General features: G+C 68.5%; 18 protein-coding genes. 9 read left to right on the forward strand and 9 right to left on the reverse strand.

Features of this window, described 5'->3' with window-relative positions; translation table 11 throughout:
* Positions 1 to 107: 107 nt before the first annotated feature.
* The 3 genes from DLJ53_RS07830 to DLJ53_RS07840 form a co-directional block, all read right to left on the reverse strand.
* Positions 108 to 1,262 (reverse strand): MFS transporter, encoded by a 1,155-nt coding sequence (locus DLJ53_RS07830; RefSeq protein ID WP_244935017.1) that lies wholly within the window; start codon positions 1,260 to 1,262, stop codon positions 108 to 110.
* A gap of 54 nt (positions 1,263 to 1,316) precedes the next feature.
* The gene (locus DLJ53_RS07835) at positions 1,317 to 1,637 is read right to left on the reverse strand and encodes a DMT family transporter (protein WP_111343757.1); all 321 of its coding nucleotides are present in this window, start codon (positions 1,635 to 1,637) and stop codon (positions 1,317 to 1,319) included.
* Positions 1,638 to 1,853: 216 nt separating this feature from the next.
* Positions 1,854 to 2,276, reverse strand: a complete 423-nt coding sequence (locus DLJ53_RS07840; protein WP_111343759.1) for a PACE efflux transporter — start codon at positions 2,274 to 2,276, stop codon at positions 1,854 to 1,856.
* A 464-nt stretch (positions 2,277 to 2,740) separates the two neighbouring features.
* Between DLJ53_RS07840 and DLJ53_RS07845 the strand changes: the two genes are divergently transcribed.
* Together DLJ53_RS07845 and DLJ53_RS07850 are read left to right on the forward strand one after the other, a co-directional pair.
* Entirely contained in the window at positions 2,741 to 3,307 is a 567-nt protein-coding gene (locus tag DLJ53_RS07845; RefSeq protein ID WP_111343760.1) for a manganese efflux pump MntP, read from the forward strand.
* Between the two features lie 569 nt (positions 3,308 to 3,876).
* Positions 3,877 to 4,890: a TRAP transporter substrate-binding protein gene (locus tag DLJ53_RS07850; RefSeq protein WP_111343762.1), complete on the forward strand. Its 1,014-nt coding sequence runs from the start codon at positions 3,877 to 3,879 to the stop codon at positions 4,888 to 4,890.
* Between the two features lie 113 nt (positions 4,891 to 5,003).
* On the opposite strand, the gene DLJ53_RS07855 is transcribed toward DLJ53_RS07850, so the two are convergent.
* Complete coding sequence (locus tag DLJ53_RS07855; protein ID WP_162408994.1) at positions 5,004 to 5,972, reverse strand: DUF1963 domain-containing protein; 969 nt, start codon at positions 5,970 to 5,972, stop codon at positions 5,004 to 5,006.
* Between the two features lie 119 nt (positions 5,973 to 6,091).
* Positions 6,092 to 6,703, reverse strand: coding sequence for a TetR-like C-terminal domain-containing protein (locus DLJ53_RS07860; protein ID WP_111343765.1), 612 nt, complete (start codon positions 6,701 to 6,703; stop codon positions 6,092 to 6,094).
* A 58-nt stretch (positions 6,704 to 6,761) separates the two neighbouring features.
* Here DLJ53_RS07860 and DLJ53_RS07865 point away from each other — a divergent pair, with 58 nt between their 5' ends.
* The 3 genes from DLJ53_RS07865 (at position 6,762) to DLJ53_RS07875 (ending at position 8,794) form a co-directional block, all read left to right on the forward strand.
* Positions 6,762 to 7,226: a nuclear transport factor 2 family protein gene (locus tag DLJ53_RS07865; protein ID WP_111343767.1), complete on the forward strand. Its 465-nt coding sequence runs from the start codon at positions 6,762 to 6,764 to the stop codon at positions 7,224 to 7,226.
* A 107-nt stretch (positions 7,227 to 7,333) separates the two neighbouring features.
* The gene (locus DLJ53_RS07870) at positions 7,334 to 7,717 is read left to right on the forward strand and encodes a nuclear transport factor 2 family protein (protein WP_111343769.1); all 384 of its coding nucleotides are present in this window, start codon (positions 7,334 to 7,336) and stop codon (positions 7,715 to 7,717) included.
* 69 nt (positions 7,718 to 7,786) lie between these two features.
* The gene (locus DLJ53_RS07875) at positions 7,787 to 8,794 is read left to right on the forward strand and encodes an LLM class flavin-dependent oxidoreductase (protein WP_111343771.1); all 1,008 of its coding nucleotides are present in this window, start codon (positions 7,787 to 7,789) and stop codon (positions 8,792 to 8,794) included.
* Here DLJ53_RS07875 and DLJ53_RS07880 read toward each other — a convergent pair.
* Positions 8,791 to 9,429, reverse strand: coding sequence for a L,D-transpeptidase (locus tag DLJ53_RS07880; RefSeq protein WP_111344199.1), 639 nt, complete (start codon positions 9,427 to 9,429; stop codon positions 8,791 to 8,793). The two genes, DLJ53_RS07875 and DLJ53_RS07880, sit on opposite strands and share 4 nt — an antisense overlap.
* A gap of 132 nt (positions 9,430 to 9,561) precedes the next feature.
* Here DLJ53_RS07880 and DLJ53_RS07885 point away from each other — a divergent pair, with 132 nt between their 5' ends.
* The gene (locus DLJ53_RS07885) at positions 9,562 to 10,470 is read left to right on the forward strand and encodes a LysR family transcriptional regulator (protein WP_111343772.1); all 909 of its coding nucleotides are present in this window, start codon (positions 9,562 to 9,564) and stop codon (positions 10,468 to 10,470) included.
* A 191-nt stretch (positions 10,471 to 10,661) separates the two neighbouring features.
* Positions 10,662 to 11,054, forward strand: coding sequence for a RidA family protein (locus DLJ53_RS07890; protein ID WP_111343774.1), 393 nt, complete (start codon positions 10,662 to 10,664; stop codon positions 11,052 to 11,054).
* 158 nt (positions 11,055 to 11,212) lie between these two features.
* Here the strand turns inward: DLJ53_RS07890 and DLJ53_RS07895 are convergent, their stop codons facing one another.
* Positions 11,213 to 11,590 carry a putative quinol monooxygenase gene (locus DLJ53_RS07895; protein ID WP_111343776.1) on the reverse strand — a complete coding sequence of 126 codons (378 nt, stop codon included), beginning with the start codon at positions 11,588 to 11,590 and terminating at the stop codon, positions 11,213 to 11,215.
* Positions 11,591 to 11,641: 51 nt separating this feature from the next.
* Positions 11,642 to 12,337 (reverse strand): type 1 glutamine amidotransferase domain-containing protein, encoded by a 696-nt coding sequence (locus tag DLJ53_RS07900; RefSeq protein ID WP_111343778.1) that lies wholly within the window; start codon positions 12,335 to 12,337, stop codon positions 11,642 to 11,644.
* Positions 12,338 to 12,507: 170 nt separating this feature from the next.
* Here DLJ53_RS07900 and DLJ53_RS07905 point away from each other — a divergent pair, with 170 nt between their 5' ends.
* Complete coding sequence (locus DLJ53_RS07905) at positions 12,508 to 13,401, forward strand: AraC family transcriptional regulator (RefSeq protein ID WP_111343779.1); 894 nt, start codon at positions 12,508 to 12,510, stop codon at positions 13,399 to 13,401.
* 109 nt (positions 13,402 to 13,510) lie between these two features.
* Here the strand turns inward: DLJ53_RS07905 and DLJ53_RS07910 are convergent, their stop codons facing one another.
* Positions 13,511 to 13,900, reverse strand: coding sequence for a RidA family protein (locus DLJ53_RS07910; protein ID WP_111343781.1), 390 nt, complete (start codon positions 13,898 to 13,900; stop codon positions 13,511 to 13,513).
* 241 nt (positions 13,901 to 14,141) lie between these two features.
* Here DLJ53_RS07910 and DLJ53_RS07915 point away from each other — a divergent pair, with 241 nt between their 5' ends.
* Complete coding sequence (locus tag DLJ53_RS07915) at positions 14,142 to 16,511, forward strand: arylsulfatase (RefSeq protein ID WP_202913024.1); 2,370 nt, start codon at positions 14,142 to 14,144, stop codon at positions 16,509 to 16,511.
* The last annotated feature ends 190 nt before the right edge of the window (positions 16,512 to 16,701 follow it).

A 16,701-nucleotide genomic window follows, 5' to 3' on the forward strand; every position in this document is an offset into this window, starting at 1 on the left:
GGTGGCGCCCGTCGGACCATTGGTTACGGCGAGGGCCTGCGCCGGCGGGTGTCGACGGACGCCGGGAGACTGACGGCCGGCCCCGTAGGGGGCAGCGGGGCGGCGGGCTAGAGAGGCAGACCGCTCCGCGGTTGCCGGCTTCCGGAAGCGATCGAGGCGAAGCCGACGATGACCGCGACGGTGACCATCGTGCCCGTGACGACCGTCAGCGCGGTTCCGAGGGACGCCGCCGTCAGCACCGCGCTCGCGAAGATGACGCCCAGCGCGTTCGCCGTGCGCAGCAGCGCGAACACCTCGGGCCGCTTGTGCGGCGGGGCGAGCGTGTCCAGCACGAGCGTGTAGTAGGTCCCAAGGGGAGCCAGCACCAGGCCGATGAGGACGGCGCCGGCGACCGTCGTCCCGAGCGAGGCCCCGAACGCGGCGAGTGCCGCCCCGACTGCCATGACAGCGAGCTGCGCCACCACGGCGCGGCGGCTCGCCATGCGGTTGCGCACGCTGACCCAGACCCCGCCCGTCACCGATGCGAGGCAGAGCGGCACCGTGAACAGGATGGCGAGCGCGGGCTCGTAACCGAACTTCAGCGCGAGCGCCACCGCGCCGATCTCGATGGAGGCGACGGTGGCGCCGCTCGCCGCCGCGCAGGTGAGCCACAGCAGGATCGAGGGGCTCAGGACCGACGCCTCCGCCGTGGGCAGGTCCCTCACGTGCGTATCGCCCACCTGCGGGATCAGGAGGGCGGGAAGCGCGCCGAGCACCGTGAGCGCGAGGACGGCGAACACGGGCGAGATCGTGCCGAGGCCGGACGCCGCGACCGGCGCCAGGACGAATGTCACCTCGTTCAGCGTTGCCGCGACGCCGAGCGCGCGGGGGAGCCGAGACGCGGGCGTCAGGTGGTTGAGCAGCGGCCGCAGGTAACCGTAGGCGGCCCCGTTCACCGAGCCCGCGAGGGCGGCGCAGACGATCAGCCAGGCGAAGGGCGCCTGGTAGTGCGTCGCCAGCGCGACCCCGGCGAGCGCCAGCGTGCGGAACGCGACCAGCAGTCTCAGGACGGTCGCCGCCGGCCATCGCCTCCCCAGGCGGGTGATCGGGATCGCGCCGGCGACCTGTGCGAGCGTCATCGCGAGGATCATCGCGGCGCCGCCGGTGGCGTCGCCGAGGAGGCTGAGCGCAACGAGCGAGAAGGCCACGGGTCCCGCGGCCTGAGGCACGGCCAGCGTGGCGGACGAGGCGAACCAGCGCAGCAGCCGCCACCGTCCGGGCACAGTGCTCCCGGCGCCGTCGCGCCGCGGAGCAGCGGACAGTTCGCGCGCCATCGCTCAGGCGCTCGCCAGCTTGAGCGTGACGACCCCGCCGACGATCATCGCAACGCCCGCGAGGCGGCCGACCGAGGCCGCGTCACCGAACGCGAGGATCCCGACCAGGAAGGTGCCGGCGGCGCCGATGCCGGTCCAGACCGCGTAGGCGGTGCCGAGGGGGATGTGGCGCTGCGCCATCCAGAGCATGAAGCCGCTCGCTGCCATGAACGCCAGGGCGATCAGCACGCCGCTCCATCGCGAGCCGGACGACTGCGCGATCTTGAGCCCGACGGGCCAACCGATTTCCAGGACGCCTGCGAGAAGGAGGTAAAACCACGGCATGAACCAGCCCCTAGAACCTGGGCCGGGCCGTTCCCGGGCATTCTCTCCCACGATGGGCGAGGTCGTTACCTCACGGACGGGAAAATATGGACCCGCCCCCGTCTGTCAAGGGCGGCTCCGTTTCGCCTGCCGCAGGCAATGGTTGATGTATTGCCGGCCCGCGTGCGCCCGATTTACGTTCATTATGAGGGCGATAAGCTGGCGCCGGTGCGCGCGTCAGGCCCGGTTTGCCTCGATCGGGAAAAGATTATCGTAGGCCCAGTTGAATACGAACGCGTAAACCATGAAGAACCCGGCGATCGCGATGTTCATGACGAACGCGTCCCGCAGGGGCACGCCGAGGTACCAGGCGATGAACGGCACCAGCATGGTGACGAGGCCGGCCTCGAACAGCGCGGCGTGGACGATCCGCGTCGTGAGCGACTTGCGCACATCGTCGAAGACACGCAGCATGACGTGGTCGAAACCGAGGTTGAACCCGTAGTTCCACGCCATCGCGACGACCGTGCTGACGATCGCGACGACGCCGAAGTGGCTCATGTCGATCCCGAAGACCAGCCCGCCGAGCGGGGTCACCGCAGCGAGGGCGATCGCCTCGAACAGCAGGATATGCCGGATACGGTCTCGGGTGTCTCTCATGGTCCCACCTGGTTCAGACGAGTTCGCCGAATGTCCCGGAGGGGGAGATGGTCCTCGCGCGGCCGCAACCTACCCGAGTGGCCACCCCGTGCAAGTCCGGTCTCGGCATGGCGGCTCCGCCGCCGCGCACCGGTCCCGTCGCCTCTGAAGCGCCGCGACGGCGGACCTCGGATGTCGGTGAGGGAGCGGCCGGGGCCGCAGCGCGCCGTCCGGGGGAAGGCTCGCCCGACCTGACGCCGGATGTCGCGGGTGGGGCGCCGGGATCCGCAGTCCGGCGCGCGGGCCAGTTGAGAGTGAAACTCAGAAGCATTCTCAAAGAGTTAAATGGTTTGACCTGAGGGGTCGGGTGGACTATCTCCCTCTCCTCGAAGGGTGAGGCGATCATCACTCTCGCTTCGAGACAGTTGTTCCAGCCCCTCCTGGCCACAGGCAGGGGCTTTTGCTTGCCTTCGGGAAAGTTAGTCATGTCACCTTTCGGAATTGCCGTGCTCGCGGTGAGTATGTCCGTCGACGCGTTCGCAGTATCCGTCGGGCGCGGGGCCGCCATCGGACGGCCCCGGGTCAGCGAAGCGCTGCGAACGGGCGTCGTCTTCGGCGTCATCGAGGCGCTCACGCCGGTGCTGGGTTGGGCCGCCGGCGTCGCGGCCAGCCAGTATGTCGCCGTCGTCGACCACTGGATCGCCTTCCTCCTCCTGGCCGGCGTCGGGGTGCACATGCTGTGGAGCGCGGTGCGGGGCGGCGGCAGCGAGGATCGCAATCGCGGCCATTCGTTCATCGTCCTGGTGGCGACGGCGATCGGCACCAGTCTCGACGCGATGGCCGTCGGTGTCTCGCTCGCCTTCCTGGAGGTGAACATCGTCACGATCGCGGCGGCGATCGGCCTGGCGACGTTCCTGATGTCCTCCGGCGGCATATTGCTCGGCCGGCTCATCGGCGCGCGTCTCGGCCGGACGGCGGAGATGCTGGCGGGCGTGGCGCTGTGCGGCCTCGGCATGTTCATCCTGCTGGAGCATCTGGGCGTGATCGCCTAGCCGCGCACCCCGGGCGTCGTTTGCGGCGGCACTGCATCGCCGGACGGGCCGAACGCGGCGAAGCGCCGAGTACGATCGAACCGCGCAATTCGAACCGGCTTCAGGAGCGAATCCGCCAGCGCCGTATCCGTCGCTGCCGGGTGTTGGATTCGGGTATGGCGCTCGCTTCGTTTCTCCCTTAGGTTGTGTTCTGGCGGGCGAGGTCGAGGGGAGCTTGTGAACGCGCAGATGACATCGATGTCCGCGATCCCGGCGCGAAGCGACGTTCGGCGAGTCCTGCAGTGATCGTCGCGAGGTCTTGAACGGCCTCGTTCCCGCTTCGGCGTGGTGGCCGGGGCATCGCAACCGCCGCGCTGCGGCCCCGGTCTCACAATTGCCGTGTCCGCCTCCGATCGGGAGCGGCGGTCGGCGGCCGGGCGGTCCGTCGCGCAGATGCCGAATTGAATGTAGCACAAAACCGATTTCCGACGGTGATTCTGCTATTGCTCTGACTAGTTTTCTCCGCTTAGTGTGGTCAGATGCCACAGGCATAAAGAAAAACGGTGCACAAGCATCGATTTGGGGGAAACATGATCCGTTCTATGCTCGCCGGCGTCGCGCTGGCCTCTCTTGTTGCATCCGGCGCGCTGGCGCAGGAATTCACGCTGCGCATTCAAACCCATCATAGCCCGGAATCGATCTCCGGCGTTGCCATCGCCCAGTTCTACGACGACATCGAGACGATGTCGGGCGGACGGATCGCCGTGGAACCGTTCTTCTCGTCCGCTGTCGTGAAGAGCCCGGAAACCTTCGACGCTGTGATCAACGGCATCCTCGACGGTGACATGACCTCCGGCGCCTATCAGACCGGCAAGGACACCGCCTTCCAGTTCATCGGCGACCCGATGGGCGGCTACGACACGCCGTGGCAGATGTACGCCTGGCTCTACGAGGGCGGCGGTCTCGATGCCGCGCAGAAGATCTACAACGGCCTCGGCATGCAGCTCATCGGCTGGCACATCGCCGCGCCCGAGTCGCTGGCCTCCACGCAGCCCATCGGCAACCCTGACGACCTGAAGGGGTGGAAGTTCCGCTCGCCTCCCGGCATGGAGACGCAGATCTTCGCCAACATGGGCGCCTCGCCGATCGTGATGGACTTCACCGAGGTCTTCACCTCGCTCGAGTCCGGCATCATCGCCGGCGCCGACATGTCGAACCTCGCGGTCAACAAGTCCGCCGGCCTGTACGACATCGCCAAGCACGCCTCCTTCCCCGGCTTCCACTCGATGCCGGCCGACCACTTCGCGATCCGCAAGGACATGTGGGATTCGATGCCCGAAGACCTTCAGCGCATCATCGATGTGGCGATGCAGAAGATGTCCTTCCGCCTGACGTTGTCGGGCTCGGTCGCGACGGAGGAGGCCGCTCAGGCGCTGCTGGCCGAGGGCGTCACGATCCACGACTGGTCGCCCGAGGATCGCCGGACCTTCCGGGAGGCCTCGCTCAAGGCATGGGACGAGTTCGCGGACACTGACGCGGCCCGCGAGTTGATCCAGATGCACAAGGACTTCCAGAAGAACATCGGCCTGTCCGACGAACGCTGACGCGAACCCGGGCGTCCGGCTCGCCGGACGCCCTCCCACCCGGACCGGCGACCGCCACGCGTCACGCCGACGGCGACCATCCCTCCGCCATGTTCGATCCGGAGGGAGACGCCTCAGGTCTGCTGGTAGATGGCATAGGCGCTTTCGAAGGCGCCCCTCGCGGCGTGTTCCTGCCGGATCAGGAAGTAGAGGAAGCCCTCGTCGAACGCCCCGCTGGTCGCATGCGGGAGGCCGATCTGAAGCAGCAGCAGCCAGCCGTCGGCGCGAGGATCGTCAAACTCCAGGCTGTCCCATTCGACTGGAACGTCCAGCAGCCCCGCTTCTTCCGAGGCCGCCGCGTAGCGGGGCGGGGATTGCAGGGCGATCTCATGGCCGAGTAGGCTGTGTCCCAACCAGTCCGACTGGTCCAGCTCGTTCGCCTCGAGCCAGTCGCCCAGAGCTTCGTTTTCGGACTCCGACCACCGCTGCGCGTCGGCCAACTCCAACAGCCGTTCGCCGACGGTCGGGTCGATGCTCCACCCGGGCACGAGCTGTGCCGCACGTTCAGGCAGGACCATCGGCAGGGCGAGACCCGGCGACCCGACGAGCTCCGCAGGCGGCTCGACTGATGCAAGCCCGTCGACGGGGTCCCGGGTCCAGATCACGAGTCCGTTTTGTCGAGACTGCCCGAACGATCCGGAAAGCGGTTCCCAGAAGAATGACAGCCGTCCCTGATCCGGTAACGGCCAGCCGGCGGGTTCGGCTCGCGAGGCGAAGGCTTCGCGCGCCGCCGCCAGGTCGTATTCGCACAGGAAGCGAAACGGCGCGGGCGACGCCCAGTTCGCAAGGGCCGAAGCGTCCGGATCGCGCGAGCCCCCGATCCATTCGCCAAAGGCCGCAGCATGCGGGAGCGGTCCACGCATCGGCCACTCCGCTCCGAGCGCTAGGTGGGGGAGGCCGCCGAAGCGGGCGGTCGGCCGCGACCCCGGAGCCGCGGGAGCAAAGCCCGCCGATGGCAGCATGGCAGCGTCTATCACGCTGATATCGACTGGAAAGCCCGCGTTGGAGGTCTGCGCGAGAAACGCCTCCTTCGACCCGATCATGCTCGCATCACCATCGCGCTCCATCTCCCGCCGTGAGGTCGACAGTGCCTTGTGATGCGGCGGGGGTTCAACCCGGAAACGCCGCATGCGCGGCCGACGGTGGCCTGATCCGTCGTGGTTCAGCAGGCCTTCAGCGCCGCGACGAGAGCCGTCGACTGCCGTGAAAGGTCCGCCGTGCTGACCGGCTTGCCCCTCACCACCATCCGCCAGTAGAGCGGCGAGGGGATGAAGTCGAGCGCCAGCTCCCGGTCGATCCCGGCGTCGAGCTCGCCCCGCGCGATGGCCCGGTCGAGAAGTGTCTCGCCGAGAGCCCGCCGCGCGGTCGCGAGATGGCCGAGCACCTTGGCGAGGTCTTCGGACCGGATGCGTTCGGCGACGAGGTCCGGCACGATGCGGCGCACCAGAGGGTGGCGCAGGACGCGGCGCGTCTTTTGAAGGTAGGCGGCGATATCGGCAGCCAGCGACCCGTGGTCGGAGAACTCACCGAGCCCGACCCCGACGCTCGCGATCGCGTCGCAGGCGAAGTCGCGCTTCGACGGCCAGCGCCGGTAGATCGCCGCCTTTCCTGCGCCGGCGCGCGCCGCAACCCGCTCCAGGCTGATGGCGGCGTAGCCGGTGTCCGCCCACTCCTCGAACAGGGCCCGGAAGAGCGCCTCCGTCAGATCGGCCCGGATGACCGCGGCGCCACTGGGTTTTCGCCGCCTCGGCTCGTCGATACTCTTGCGTTCCATCCACGCTGTCCCATCTGGATCGGAACGATAGCGTTCCATCCATCTGGAGTGAAGCCGAATGGGCTCGACGCGAGATCAGTTCCCCAGCCTGTCCGCCCTCCTGCGCAAGGGCCTCGGCGATGCGCTGAGGGCGGGCGCCGAGACGCTGCTTGACATGGTGACCGACGATATTTCGTTCGAATTCCCCTTCGCTCTGCCGGACGGGATCGAAGTCATCGATGGCAAGGCGGCGCTGGCGGCCTACCTGCCGAAGGTCGGAAAACTCTTCACCATCGAAGCGCTGATCCTCGACCGCGCGATCATTTCGCGCGACGGGCGCGCCGGCGTGCTGGAGTTCAGGTCGAACGCCTACGCCAACGCGGACGGCGCGCGCTACGACCAGACCTACGTGTCGGTCGTCGACCTCAGGGACGGCCTCATCAGCCGGTATCGCGACTACTGGAACCCGCTGGTGGTGCTGTCGGCGACGGGCGGCTCAGACGCGGCGAACGCGGTGCTGAAGGGGCCGGGCCCGGATGCATGACCTCGCGAGTGTTGCCCTCGTCGGCGCGCTCGACGGCGGGTTTGCGCCGTTCGGGCGGCGCGCCACGCACTCCCGACAGAGTTGAAGCCCGGAGGAAGGAGGCACCCATGCCCGATGCTGCGCAGAACAAGGCGAACGTGATCGCCTTCTACGAGCTGATGTTCAACGACTGCCGTCCGCGCGAGGCGATCGAGCGCTACGCCGGCGACGACTACATCCAGCACAACCCGCACGTGGCGACCGGGAAGGATGGGTTCATCGCCTACTTCGAGCGAATGGCGCGCGAGTGGCCGGGCAAGCGGGTCGAGGTGAAGCGCGCGATTGCCGAGGGGGATCTCGTCGTACTCCACTGTTTCCAGCACTGGCCCGGCAGCCGGGACTATGCCGGGATCGACATCTTCCGGCTCGATGCCGGGGGCAGGATCGTGGAACACTGGGACGTGCTGCAGGTGATGCCGGAGACGTCGGCCAACCCGAACGGGATGTTCTAGCCGGTCCGGGCCCGCGGCCCGGACCTACCCATCGAGCGACGTCATCCTGCGTTGGAGCCATCCGATCACATGCCAAGACACGAACCGTCCCGCGTGGCCACCGTCTTTCGCGAAGGCGCTCTTTCAGTCGGCGTCATCGCGCCGCTGCGGCGAGCGCCCGAGACGGCGATCGACTACGCCGAGCAAGTGGACCTCGCTGAACATGCCGACGCGCTCGGGTTCGCGGCCTACTGGGTCCGGGACGTGCCGCTCAACGGGTCGTGGTATCCGGAGACCTTCGGGCACCTCGATCCGTTCGTCGCGCTCGGCGCCGTCGCCGCCCGGACTCGGGCCATCGCGCTGGGCACGGCCGCCACGGTGCTGCCGCTGCGGCATCCGCTCCACGTCGCCAAGGCCGCCGCGTCGCTGCAGGCGCTTTCCGGCGACAGGCTCCTGCTGGGACTGGGCGCCGGCGACCGCCCGCAGGAGTTCGATGCGTTCGGGGAGAGCCTCGACGGTCGCGGCGACGCGTTCCGCGAGCGGTGGGGCGTGCTCCAGGCGGCGCTTCGCGCGCCCGACCGACTGGCCATGCTGGGCGACGACTTCGAGCTGCGCCCCGCGCCGTTCATCCCGCCGCCGCTCTACGCCATCGGATCGGCGGGGCAGACCGTCGACTGGATCGCGCGCAATACCGGCGGCTGGCTGACCTACCACCGCGAGCCCGGCAGCCAGCGCGACCGGCACGCCCTCTGGCGCAGCGCCGTCCAGCGCCACGCCCCGGACGCCTTCCGGGCCTTCGGCGTGGCGATCCAGATCGACCTCACGGAGGAAACCGGCCCGGCGACGCCGATCGCGCTCGGATACCGTACCGGGCCGAGCGGGCTGCCGGACGTCATCGACGAGCAGCGCGCGCTCGGCGTCCATCATCTCATCGTGAGCCTCCAGCCGACCGCGATGGAGCCGGGCGAGGCCCTCGGGCGCATCGCCGAGAGCGCCCGGAGGGTCGGCGCTCTCGAGCCGACGCATCCGGTCGGCGCGTCGGGGCCGGCGGATGGTATCGCCGGGACCGCCGCCTCGGGAGACGCTCGCCGCCCCTAGGCCACGGATTCGCCGACCGGCAGGACGACGACTCGCGTCCCGACGGGGACGCGCCGATAGAGGTCGATGATGTCCTGATTGAACAGTCGGATGCAGCCGGACGAGACCGTCGTGCCGATCGTCCTGGGCTCGACGGTGCCGTGCAGCCGGTAGTACGTGTCCCGCCCGTCCCGGTAGAGGTAGAGCGCCCGGGGGCCGAGGGGATTTTGCGGACCTCCCGGCAGCCCGTCCGCGAGCGGGCCGTAGCGGTCCGGCTCACGCTCGATCATGGCGGGGGTCGGCCGCCAGCCGGGCCACTCGGCCTTGCGTGCGATGGTCGCCTCGCCGACGAAGTTGAACGCCGCCTCTCGCCCCACGCCGACGCCGTAGCGCAGGGCTCGCCCGCCTTCCAGCACGAGGAAGGCGTAGCGCGCCGTGGCGTCGACGACGATCGTGCCCGTCCGCTCGCCGGTCGGATCCGCCACCTCGCGGCGTAGGACGCCGGGGTCGACCGTCGCCAGATCGATGCCCGGAACCGGAAACGGCTCGCCCTCCACCGGTCCGTAGTGGGTCACGAGATCGGCGGCCGGCCGCCGCATCTGCGCCGCCGGTCCGTCCGACTGATCGGCAACGCAGCCCGCCAGTGTCGCGGACATCCCGATCAGCAACGTTCGCCTGTCAATCAACGTCCTGGTCTCCCGGTCGATACCGCAGCCAGATTGACAACCGGTCCTGCCCATGTCGATTAATTATCTAGTGATCATGATAATAACGATATGGAATTATCGATGGACCTGTCGTCGGCTCTCAAGGCGTTCGTGCGCACGGTCGAACGCGGGTCTCTGACCGCCGCGGCGCGCGACCTCAACATCTCGCAGCCTGCGGTCACCAAGCAGCTCGGCAATCTGGAGCGGCAGGTCGGCGCCCGTCTGCTGGAGCGCTCGGCGCGGTCCGTCCGGCTGACGCCACAGGGCAAGGCCCTCTACGAGGCGAGCCGCGAGCCGCTCGCCGCACTGGAGGCGGCCATAGAGGGGATCCGGCAGGACGGCGGGCATGTCGAGGGCCCCCTGCGCGTCCACGCGCCGTCCTGCATCGGCGTGCGGCATCTGCATCCGATCGTGATGGAATTCCAGCGTCTGCACCCGGACGTGACGGTCGATCTCGTGCTGGAGAACCGGGACGTGGACCTCGTCTTCGACGATTTCGATCTCGCCCTGCGCTACGAGCGCCCCGCAGGGCAGGACGTCGTCATCCGCCGGCTCGGGCGCGTTCGCCGCATCCTCGTCGCATCCCCCGGATTCCTCGAGCGGTTCGGTCCGATCGAGACGCCGGAACAGCTCGGCGCGATCGCGGTCGTCACGACGTCGCGCCTCGTGGCGCCGCGCGATGTGCTGCTGCTGGAACGGGAGGGAGGGGAGGCGGTCCCGGTGCCCGTTCGACCGGTCCTGCGCACGAACAACGCCGAAGTGATCTGGTCGACGCTCGTCAGCGGCCACGCCGCCGGACCGGTGCAACAGCTGCTGGTGACCGAGGCGCTGGCCGACGGCCGCCTGGTGCACATCCTTCCCGGCTACGAGGTCCGCTCCACCGAGGCCTATCTCGCCCTGCCGTCCGTCCGGTACATGCGCCCGGCGGTGCGCGCATTCATCGAGTTCGCCATCCCCGCCCTCAGGTCCGTCGACGGGATCGTCGCCTGAGAGAGGGCCGGCGGGCGTTCGCGCCCTTAGGCCGTCGGAACACTTGCGTTCCATCCACGGGTTTCTACATGAGCGGAACGATACCGTCTCGACCAGAACGGCGAACGCCGCGCTGTCGATCATTCTCCGCTTTCAAGTCCGTCGGCGCCCCGTCCCGGTCTGGCCGGTTCATCCGACGCGAAGGACGCATCATGAGCAAGAACGAACCGATCTTCCCGCCCAACCGCAGCGCCCTCTACGAGAAGCACGGCTACTCCGCCGCAATCCGATCGGGTGACCTTCTTTTCGTTTCCGGACAGGTCGGCAGCCGCGACGACGGCAGTCCCGAGCCGGACTACGAGCGTCAGGTCGAGCGCGCGTTCGCCAACCTCAAGGCGGTGCTCGGGGCTGCCGGGTGCAGCCTCGACGACATCGTCGACGTGACGACGTTCCACACCGACCCCGAGAGGCAGTTCGAGACGGTGCTGAAGGTCAAGAACCGGCACTTCCCGAAGCCGCCGTTCCCCAACTGGACGGCGCTCGGGGTCACGTGGCTCGCCGGTTTCGACTTCGAGATCAAGGTCATCGCCCGCATTCCGGGCTGAACCAGACCGGCCGCTCCGGCCATGAACCGGAGCGGCTAAGCAGGGTGCGCGCCGCGGATCGATGGCCCCGGCGCAGCGGATGCTCGCAGCTGAGGACGGTCAGCAGTCCCTGCGGGGAGGGGACCGCCGGTCGGCCGCGTGGCCGAGCCCTCCGCGTCTCACCCCGCGAACACCCGCTTGGCGGACAGCACGTCGACCCGCTGGACGTGGGCCGGCCTGTCGAGGATGCGGTTCATGCGCTCGACGTCGCGGAAGATGTCGCCGCCGCCGCCCGCGACGTGGGCATCCCGGCCGGCGATGTCCGGGAACGCCTCGAAGATCGCGAACAGGGACTGCGAGTGCCTCACCGCGAACCACGGGCCGGTGGCCGGCTCGTCCTCGACGCAGGCGCGGATGTCGCGCAGCATCTCCACCACCTCGTCCTCCCGTCCGGGCCTCGCCTCGATGAGGATGTAGAAGGCCTTCGGGCCGTCGCAGCCGTCCTCGCCCGTCACCCGCACGCCGCGGTGCCGGGGCTCGTCATGCGCGTCGATCATCTCGTTGCTCCTCAAGTGGAAATGGGGCCTCCGGACGGCGCCGGCCCATGGTCAGCGCAGCGCCGTCAGCACAGCCTCGGCCAGCGGCGCGCTCGATGCCGGGTTCTGGCCGGTGAGCAGGGTTCCGTCGCGAACGACGTAGGCGCCCCAGTTCGGCCCCTTCTCGTAAGCGGCTCCGTTCTTGCGCAGCGTGTCGGCCAATAGCCATGGCGCGTTGTCGGCCGTGCCGAGCTCGACCTCCTCCTCGTCGCTGAAGGACGTCATCCGGCGGCCCGCGAAGAGCCACTGGCCATCCTCGTCCTTCGCCGCCAGTAGGGCCGCCTGGCCGTGGCACACGGGCGCGATGATCTTCTGCGCCCGATCGGCCTCGACGAGGATCCGCCCCATGTCCCCGTCCTTGTAGAGATCCTCGACCGGACCGTGGCCGCCGGGGATGACGACCGCGTCATAGGCGGCGGTAGCCACCTCGGCCAGCACGAGTGGATGGGCGAGGCGATCCGCGATCGCGTCCAGATAGGCACGGAAGTGCGCGACATTCTCCTCGCCCACGACATCCGGGTTCATGCTGTGCGGGTCGATGGTCGGTGCGACGCCCCCCGGGGTCGCGATGTCGACGCTGGCGCCGGCCTTCAGGAACATCTCGTCCATCACGACGAACTCCTCGGCCCACACGCCGCTCTGGTACCTCGAGCCGTCGGCGCGGGTCCACGTCTCGGCGGCCGACAGGACGATCAGGATCTTGCTCATGTCCGTTCTCCCTTGGGGGTGTGCTGCCGGTCCGTCGACGCGGGCGCCTCCGGGCCGGCCTGCCGGATATCGGTCGCGAGCGGGGCGCCCGGTTGCCCAAAGCAGGGAGAGCCTTGCCTGATCCTCCGGCTCTTCTGGCCGGGTGGCGCCTCCGGCGGTACAACGTCGGCATGAACGAGCCGCTGCTCCGGGCCGTGCGCCGATACACCGAGGTCCATGCCGACGCCTCCGGCATCGCGCGGGCCCCCATCGCGGGCATGAACCTGGTGCGCACGACCGAGGTCGGGGAGCTGCAGTACGGGCTCCAGCGACCACTGATCTGCCTCGTCGTTCAAGGCACCAAGGAGGTCACGATGGGGGCGACGACGCTCGCCTTCCGTGGCGGCGACTCGATGCTCATCACCGCCGACATCCCGACCACGAGCCAGATTACGGTCGCCAGCCGCGCCGCGCCGTACCTCTCCTTCGCGCTCGACCTCGATCCTGCGCTGATCGCGGAGCTGACGGCCGAGATGCAGGATGCGCCGGCGGACAGCGGCGCACCGCTGCGTCTCGACCCGACCGATGCCGAAGTGGCCGATACCGCGCTGCGGATGATCCGCCTCACGGAGCGTCCGGCCTCGCTGCCCGTCCTCCAGCGTCAGGTGGTGCGCGAGATGCACCATTGGCTGTTGGCCGGGCGCCACGGCTCCGCCATCCGCCAGCTCGGCTTTCCCGGGAGCCATGCGAGCCGGATCGCGCGCGCGGTCGAGGTGATCCGGGCGCAGTTCGCCTCGGCCCTGCCGGTCGAGCAGCTGGCCGCCGTCGCGGGGATGAGCCCGTCCACCTTTCACCATCACTTCCGGGCGATCACGTCGCTGTCGCCGCTGCAGTTCCAGAAGCAGGTCCGCCTTCTGGAGGCGCGCCGAATGATGCTGGCGGAGGGGGCGCGGCCGAGCCATGCGGCCTATACGGTCGGCTACGAGAGCGTCTCGCAGTTCACGCGCGAATACCGCCGCCTGTTCGGACTGCCACCGGTCCGCGATACGGAGGAGGCGCGGCGGCGCGCGCAGAAGAGCGCGTAGCCCGCCGTGTCCAGCCCGCGCGCCGTCCGGCCGCTGGACGGCGGAAGAGAGGCCGGCGCGCTGAGCTCCGGCCCCCTCGGCCCCGGCGGTGTACGCCCTCGCGGACCCGTCAGAACGCGGCCACGAAGTCGACCTCGACGAGGGCTCCCAGCGCCAGCCCGTTGACGCCGACGCAGGTCCGTCCCGGCCGTCGCTCCGACGGAAAGAGCTCCGCCCAGACCGCGTTCATGTCCGCGTAGTCCCGGTCGAACTGCAGAAGGTAGACCCGGGCGAAGACGACCCGGTCGAGCCCCAGCCCGGCTCCGGCGAGGACCGCCTCGAGGTTGGCGACGACCTGGCGGGTCTGCGCGGCGACATCGGCGCCCACGAGCTCGCCGGTCTGCGGCGCCGTCGGCATCTGTCCGGTCACAAACAGAAAGTCGCCCGCGCGGACGGCGTGACTGAAGGGGGCCACCGGAGGGGGCGCGTTCGGGACCATGATACGGGTGATCTCCAGCATTGGCAGATTCTCGTCCTTTCCGTGGGTGGGAGCGGCTGTCGATCGGGGGCTGGCAGGCCGGCGGTAGAGGCCCGCGTGTTCATCCATCCTTCCGCCCGGATGATCGATCCACCGCAGCATAATTTTGCCCGCCTGAGTGTGCAGCCTTTCACCACGCATTATTACTGGACAGGGCACGTCTCGAACGATGCCGTTCCAGAGAAACGCATTCGCCCGCTTGGACGATACCAGGGAGTATGACGTGGCCAGACATTTCGCGGCGGCCCTTGCGCTGCCGATTCTTGTCAGCAGTGTCCTAGGTGCCCAGGCCCAATCGGCCCAAGGCCCGATCGCCTCGCGCGACGGCCAGCCGGTCCTGCCCCATGCCGAGCAGAAGTTTCGAGGGAACGTCGGCACGACGTATCTCAATTCCGATCCGCCGCAGTTTCCTGCGCCGATCGCGGCCCCTGAGGGCGCCCCGAACGTCCTCCTCATCCTGCTCGACGACGTCGGCTTCGGGCAATTCGACGTGACCGGAGGCGGTGTCCCGTCCCCGGCGATGGACAAGCTCGCGGAAGACGGCCTCCTCTATACCCGCTTTCACACGACGGCACTGTGTTCGCCGACGCGCGCGGCCCTTCTGACCGGGCGCAACCACAACGTCTCCGGCACCGGCGTGATCACCGAACTTGCGACCGGCTACGACGGCTACACCGGGATCATTCCGAAGGACACGGCGACCGTCGCCGAGATCCTGCGCCAGAACGGCTACGTCACCGCCTGGTTCGGAAAGAACCACAATACGCCGATCTACGAGACCAGCGCCGTCGGTCCGTTCGATCATTGGCCGAACGGCCTGGGCTTCGACTACTTCTACGGGTTCATGGCGGGCGACACCAACCAGCTTCGACCGTACCTCTTCGAGAACCAGACCGCTCTCGGCACACCGCAGGACGAAGACTACTATGTCAGCGTCGATCTGGCGGACAAGACGATCGCGTGGCTGAAATCCATCGAAGCGATCCAGCCCGGCAAACCGTGGTTCGCCTATCTCGCTCCCGCGGCGACACATGCCCCGCATCAGGCCCCGAAAGACCTGATCGACAAGTACGGGGGCCAGTTCGACATGGGGTGGGACGCCTACCGCGAGGAGACCTTCCAGCGTCAGAAGGAGCGTGGAATCGTTCCGCAGAACGCCGAGTTGACCCCGCGCCCCGCGAGCCTGCCGGCGTGGGACAGCCTCGACGACGACCAGAAGCGCCTCTACGAGCGCATGATGGAGGCGTTCGCGGCGTACGGCGAGCAGGTCGACGCCGAGGTGGGCCGGGTGCTCGACTACGTCGAGTCCTTGCCCGATTCCGACAACACGCTGATCCTCTACATCGTCGGCGACAACGGCGCGTCGGCCGAGGGCGGCTTCGACGGGACCCTGAACGAGAACGCCTTCTTCAACGCGTACCTGATGACGGTGGAGGACATGCTCCCCCGGATCGACGAAATCGGCACGGAACTGCACTTCAATCACTTCCCGGCCGGCTGGGCCTGGGGCGTGGACAGTCCTTTCCAGTGGACCAAGCAGGTCGCCAGCCACCTCGGCGGCGTGCGCAACCCCATGATCGTCAAGTGGCCCGCCCGCTACGCCGCCCACGGCGAAACCCGGACGCAGTTCCTGCACGTCATCGATATTGCGCCGACGATCCTCGATGCCGCCGGCATCGCCGAACCGCGCAGCGTCAACGGCACCGCGCAGACCCCGATCCAGGGCACAAGCTTTCTCAGCACGCTCGCCGATGCGGATGCGGACGAAGTCCGCACGAGCCAATACTTCGAAATGGTAGTGAACCGCGGGATGTATAAGGATGGCTGGTGGGCCGCGTCCCTGGCGTTCGAGCCGTGGGATCCGGTTCGCGGTGAATTCGACCCGCTGAAGGCCAAGTGGGAACTCTACAATCTCGACGAGGACTTCACCCAGGCGAACGACGTCGCCGCGGACAACCCGGACAAGCTGGACGAAATGAAGGCGCTGTGGTGGGCAGAGGCATCGAAGAACAAGGCACTGCCGCTCGACTGGCGCGGCGCCGAACGGTTCAGCGCCGAGTTGACCGGCAAGCCGAATCTGGCGGGCGACCGGACGATCTTCACCTACCCCGGCCCGCTCACCGGGCTGCCGGAGGCGTCGGCGCCGGACCTCAAGAACAAGTCCTTCCGCATCACCGCGAAGGTCGAAATCGGCGAAAACGCGAGCGGGATGATCTTCACCCAAGGCGGCAACACCGGCGGCTGGGCCTTCTACCTGAAGGACGGCAAGCTCAAGGCGGCCCACAACTTCATTGACGTCGAGACCTATCTCGTCGAGAGCGACACGCCGGTCGCCGCGGGTTCGCACGAGCTCACGATGGACTTCGCCTACGACGGCGGGGACCAGATGGGGCAGAGCGGCACCCTGACCCTGTCGGTGGATGGCAGCGAGGTGGCGCGCGGCCCCATCGCCCGAACGACACCGTTCAAATATTCTCTCTCGGAAAATCAGGACATCGGGTCGGACACCGGAACCCCGGTCACCTACGACTACAGCGCTCCGCTGGAGTTCCAGGGGCAACTCGAAGAGGTCGTCGTCGACGTAACGAAATGACCGGATCCCGGCCGGGCCCGGCGGTGTCGGCCATCGCGACGACACCGCCTGAGGTTGCGCACAGTACGCTGCGGGCGCAACGCCGCTCTTCGGCTCCCGGGCGACCAGACACGTCCGGCCTCGTCGCCCCGCGCGAGCGGGGCCGTCGGAAGGACGAGGTGCCGGAGGCCACTGCCAGTGCCTGCCTGCC

It is taken from the genome of Acuticoccus sediminis (assembly GCF_003258595.1).
GTDB classification, from domain to species: domain Bacteria; phylum Pseudomonadota; class Alphaproteobacteria; order Rhizobiales; family Amorphaceae; genus Acuticoccus; species Acuticoccus sediminis.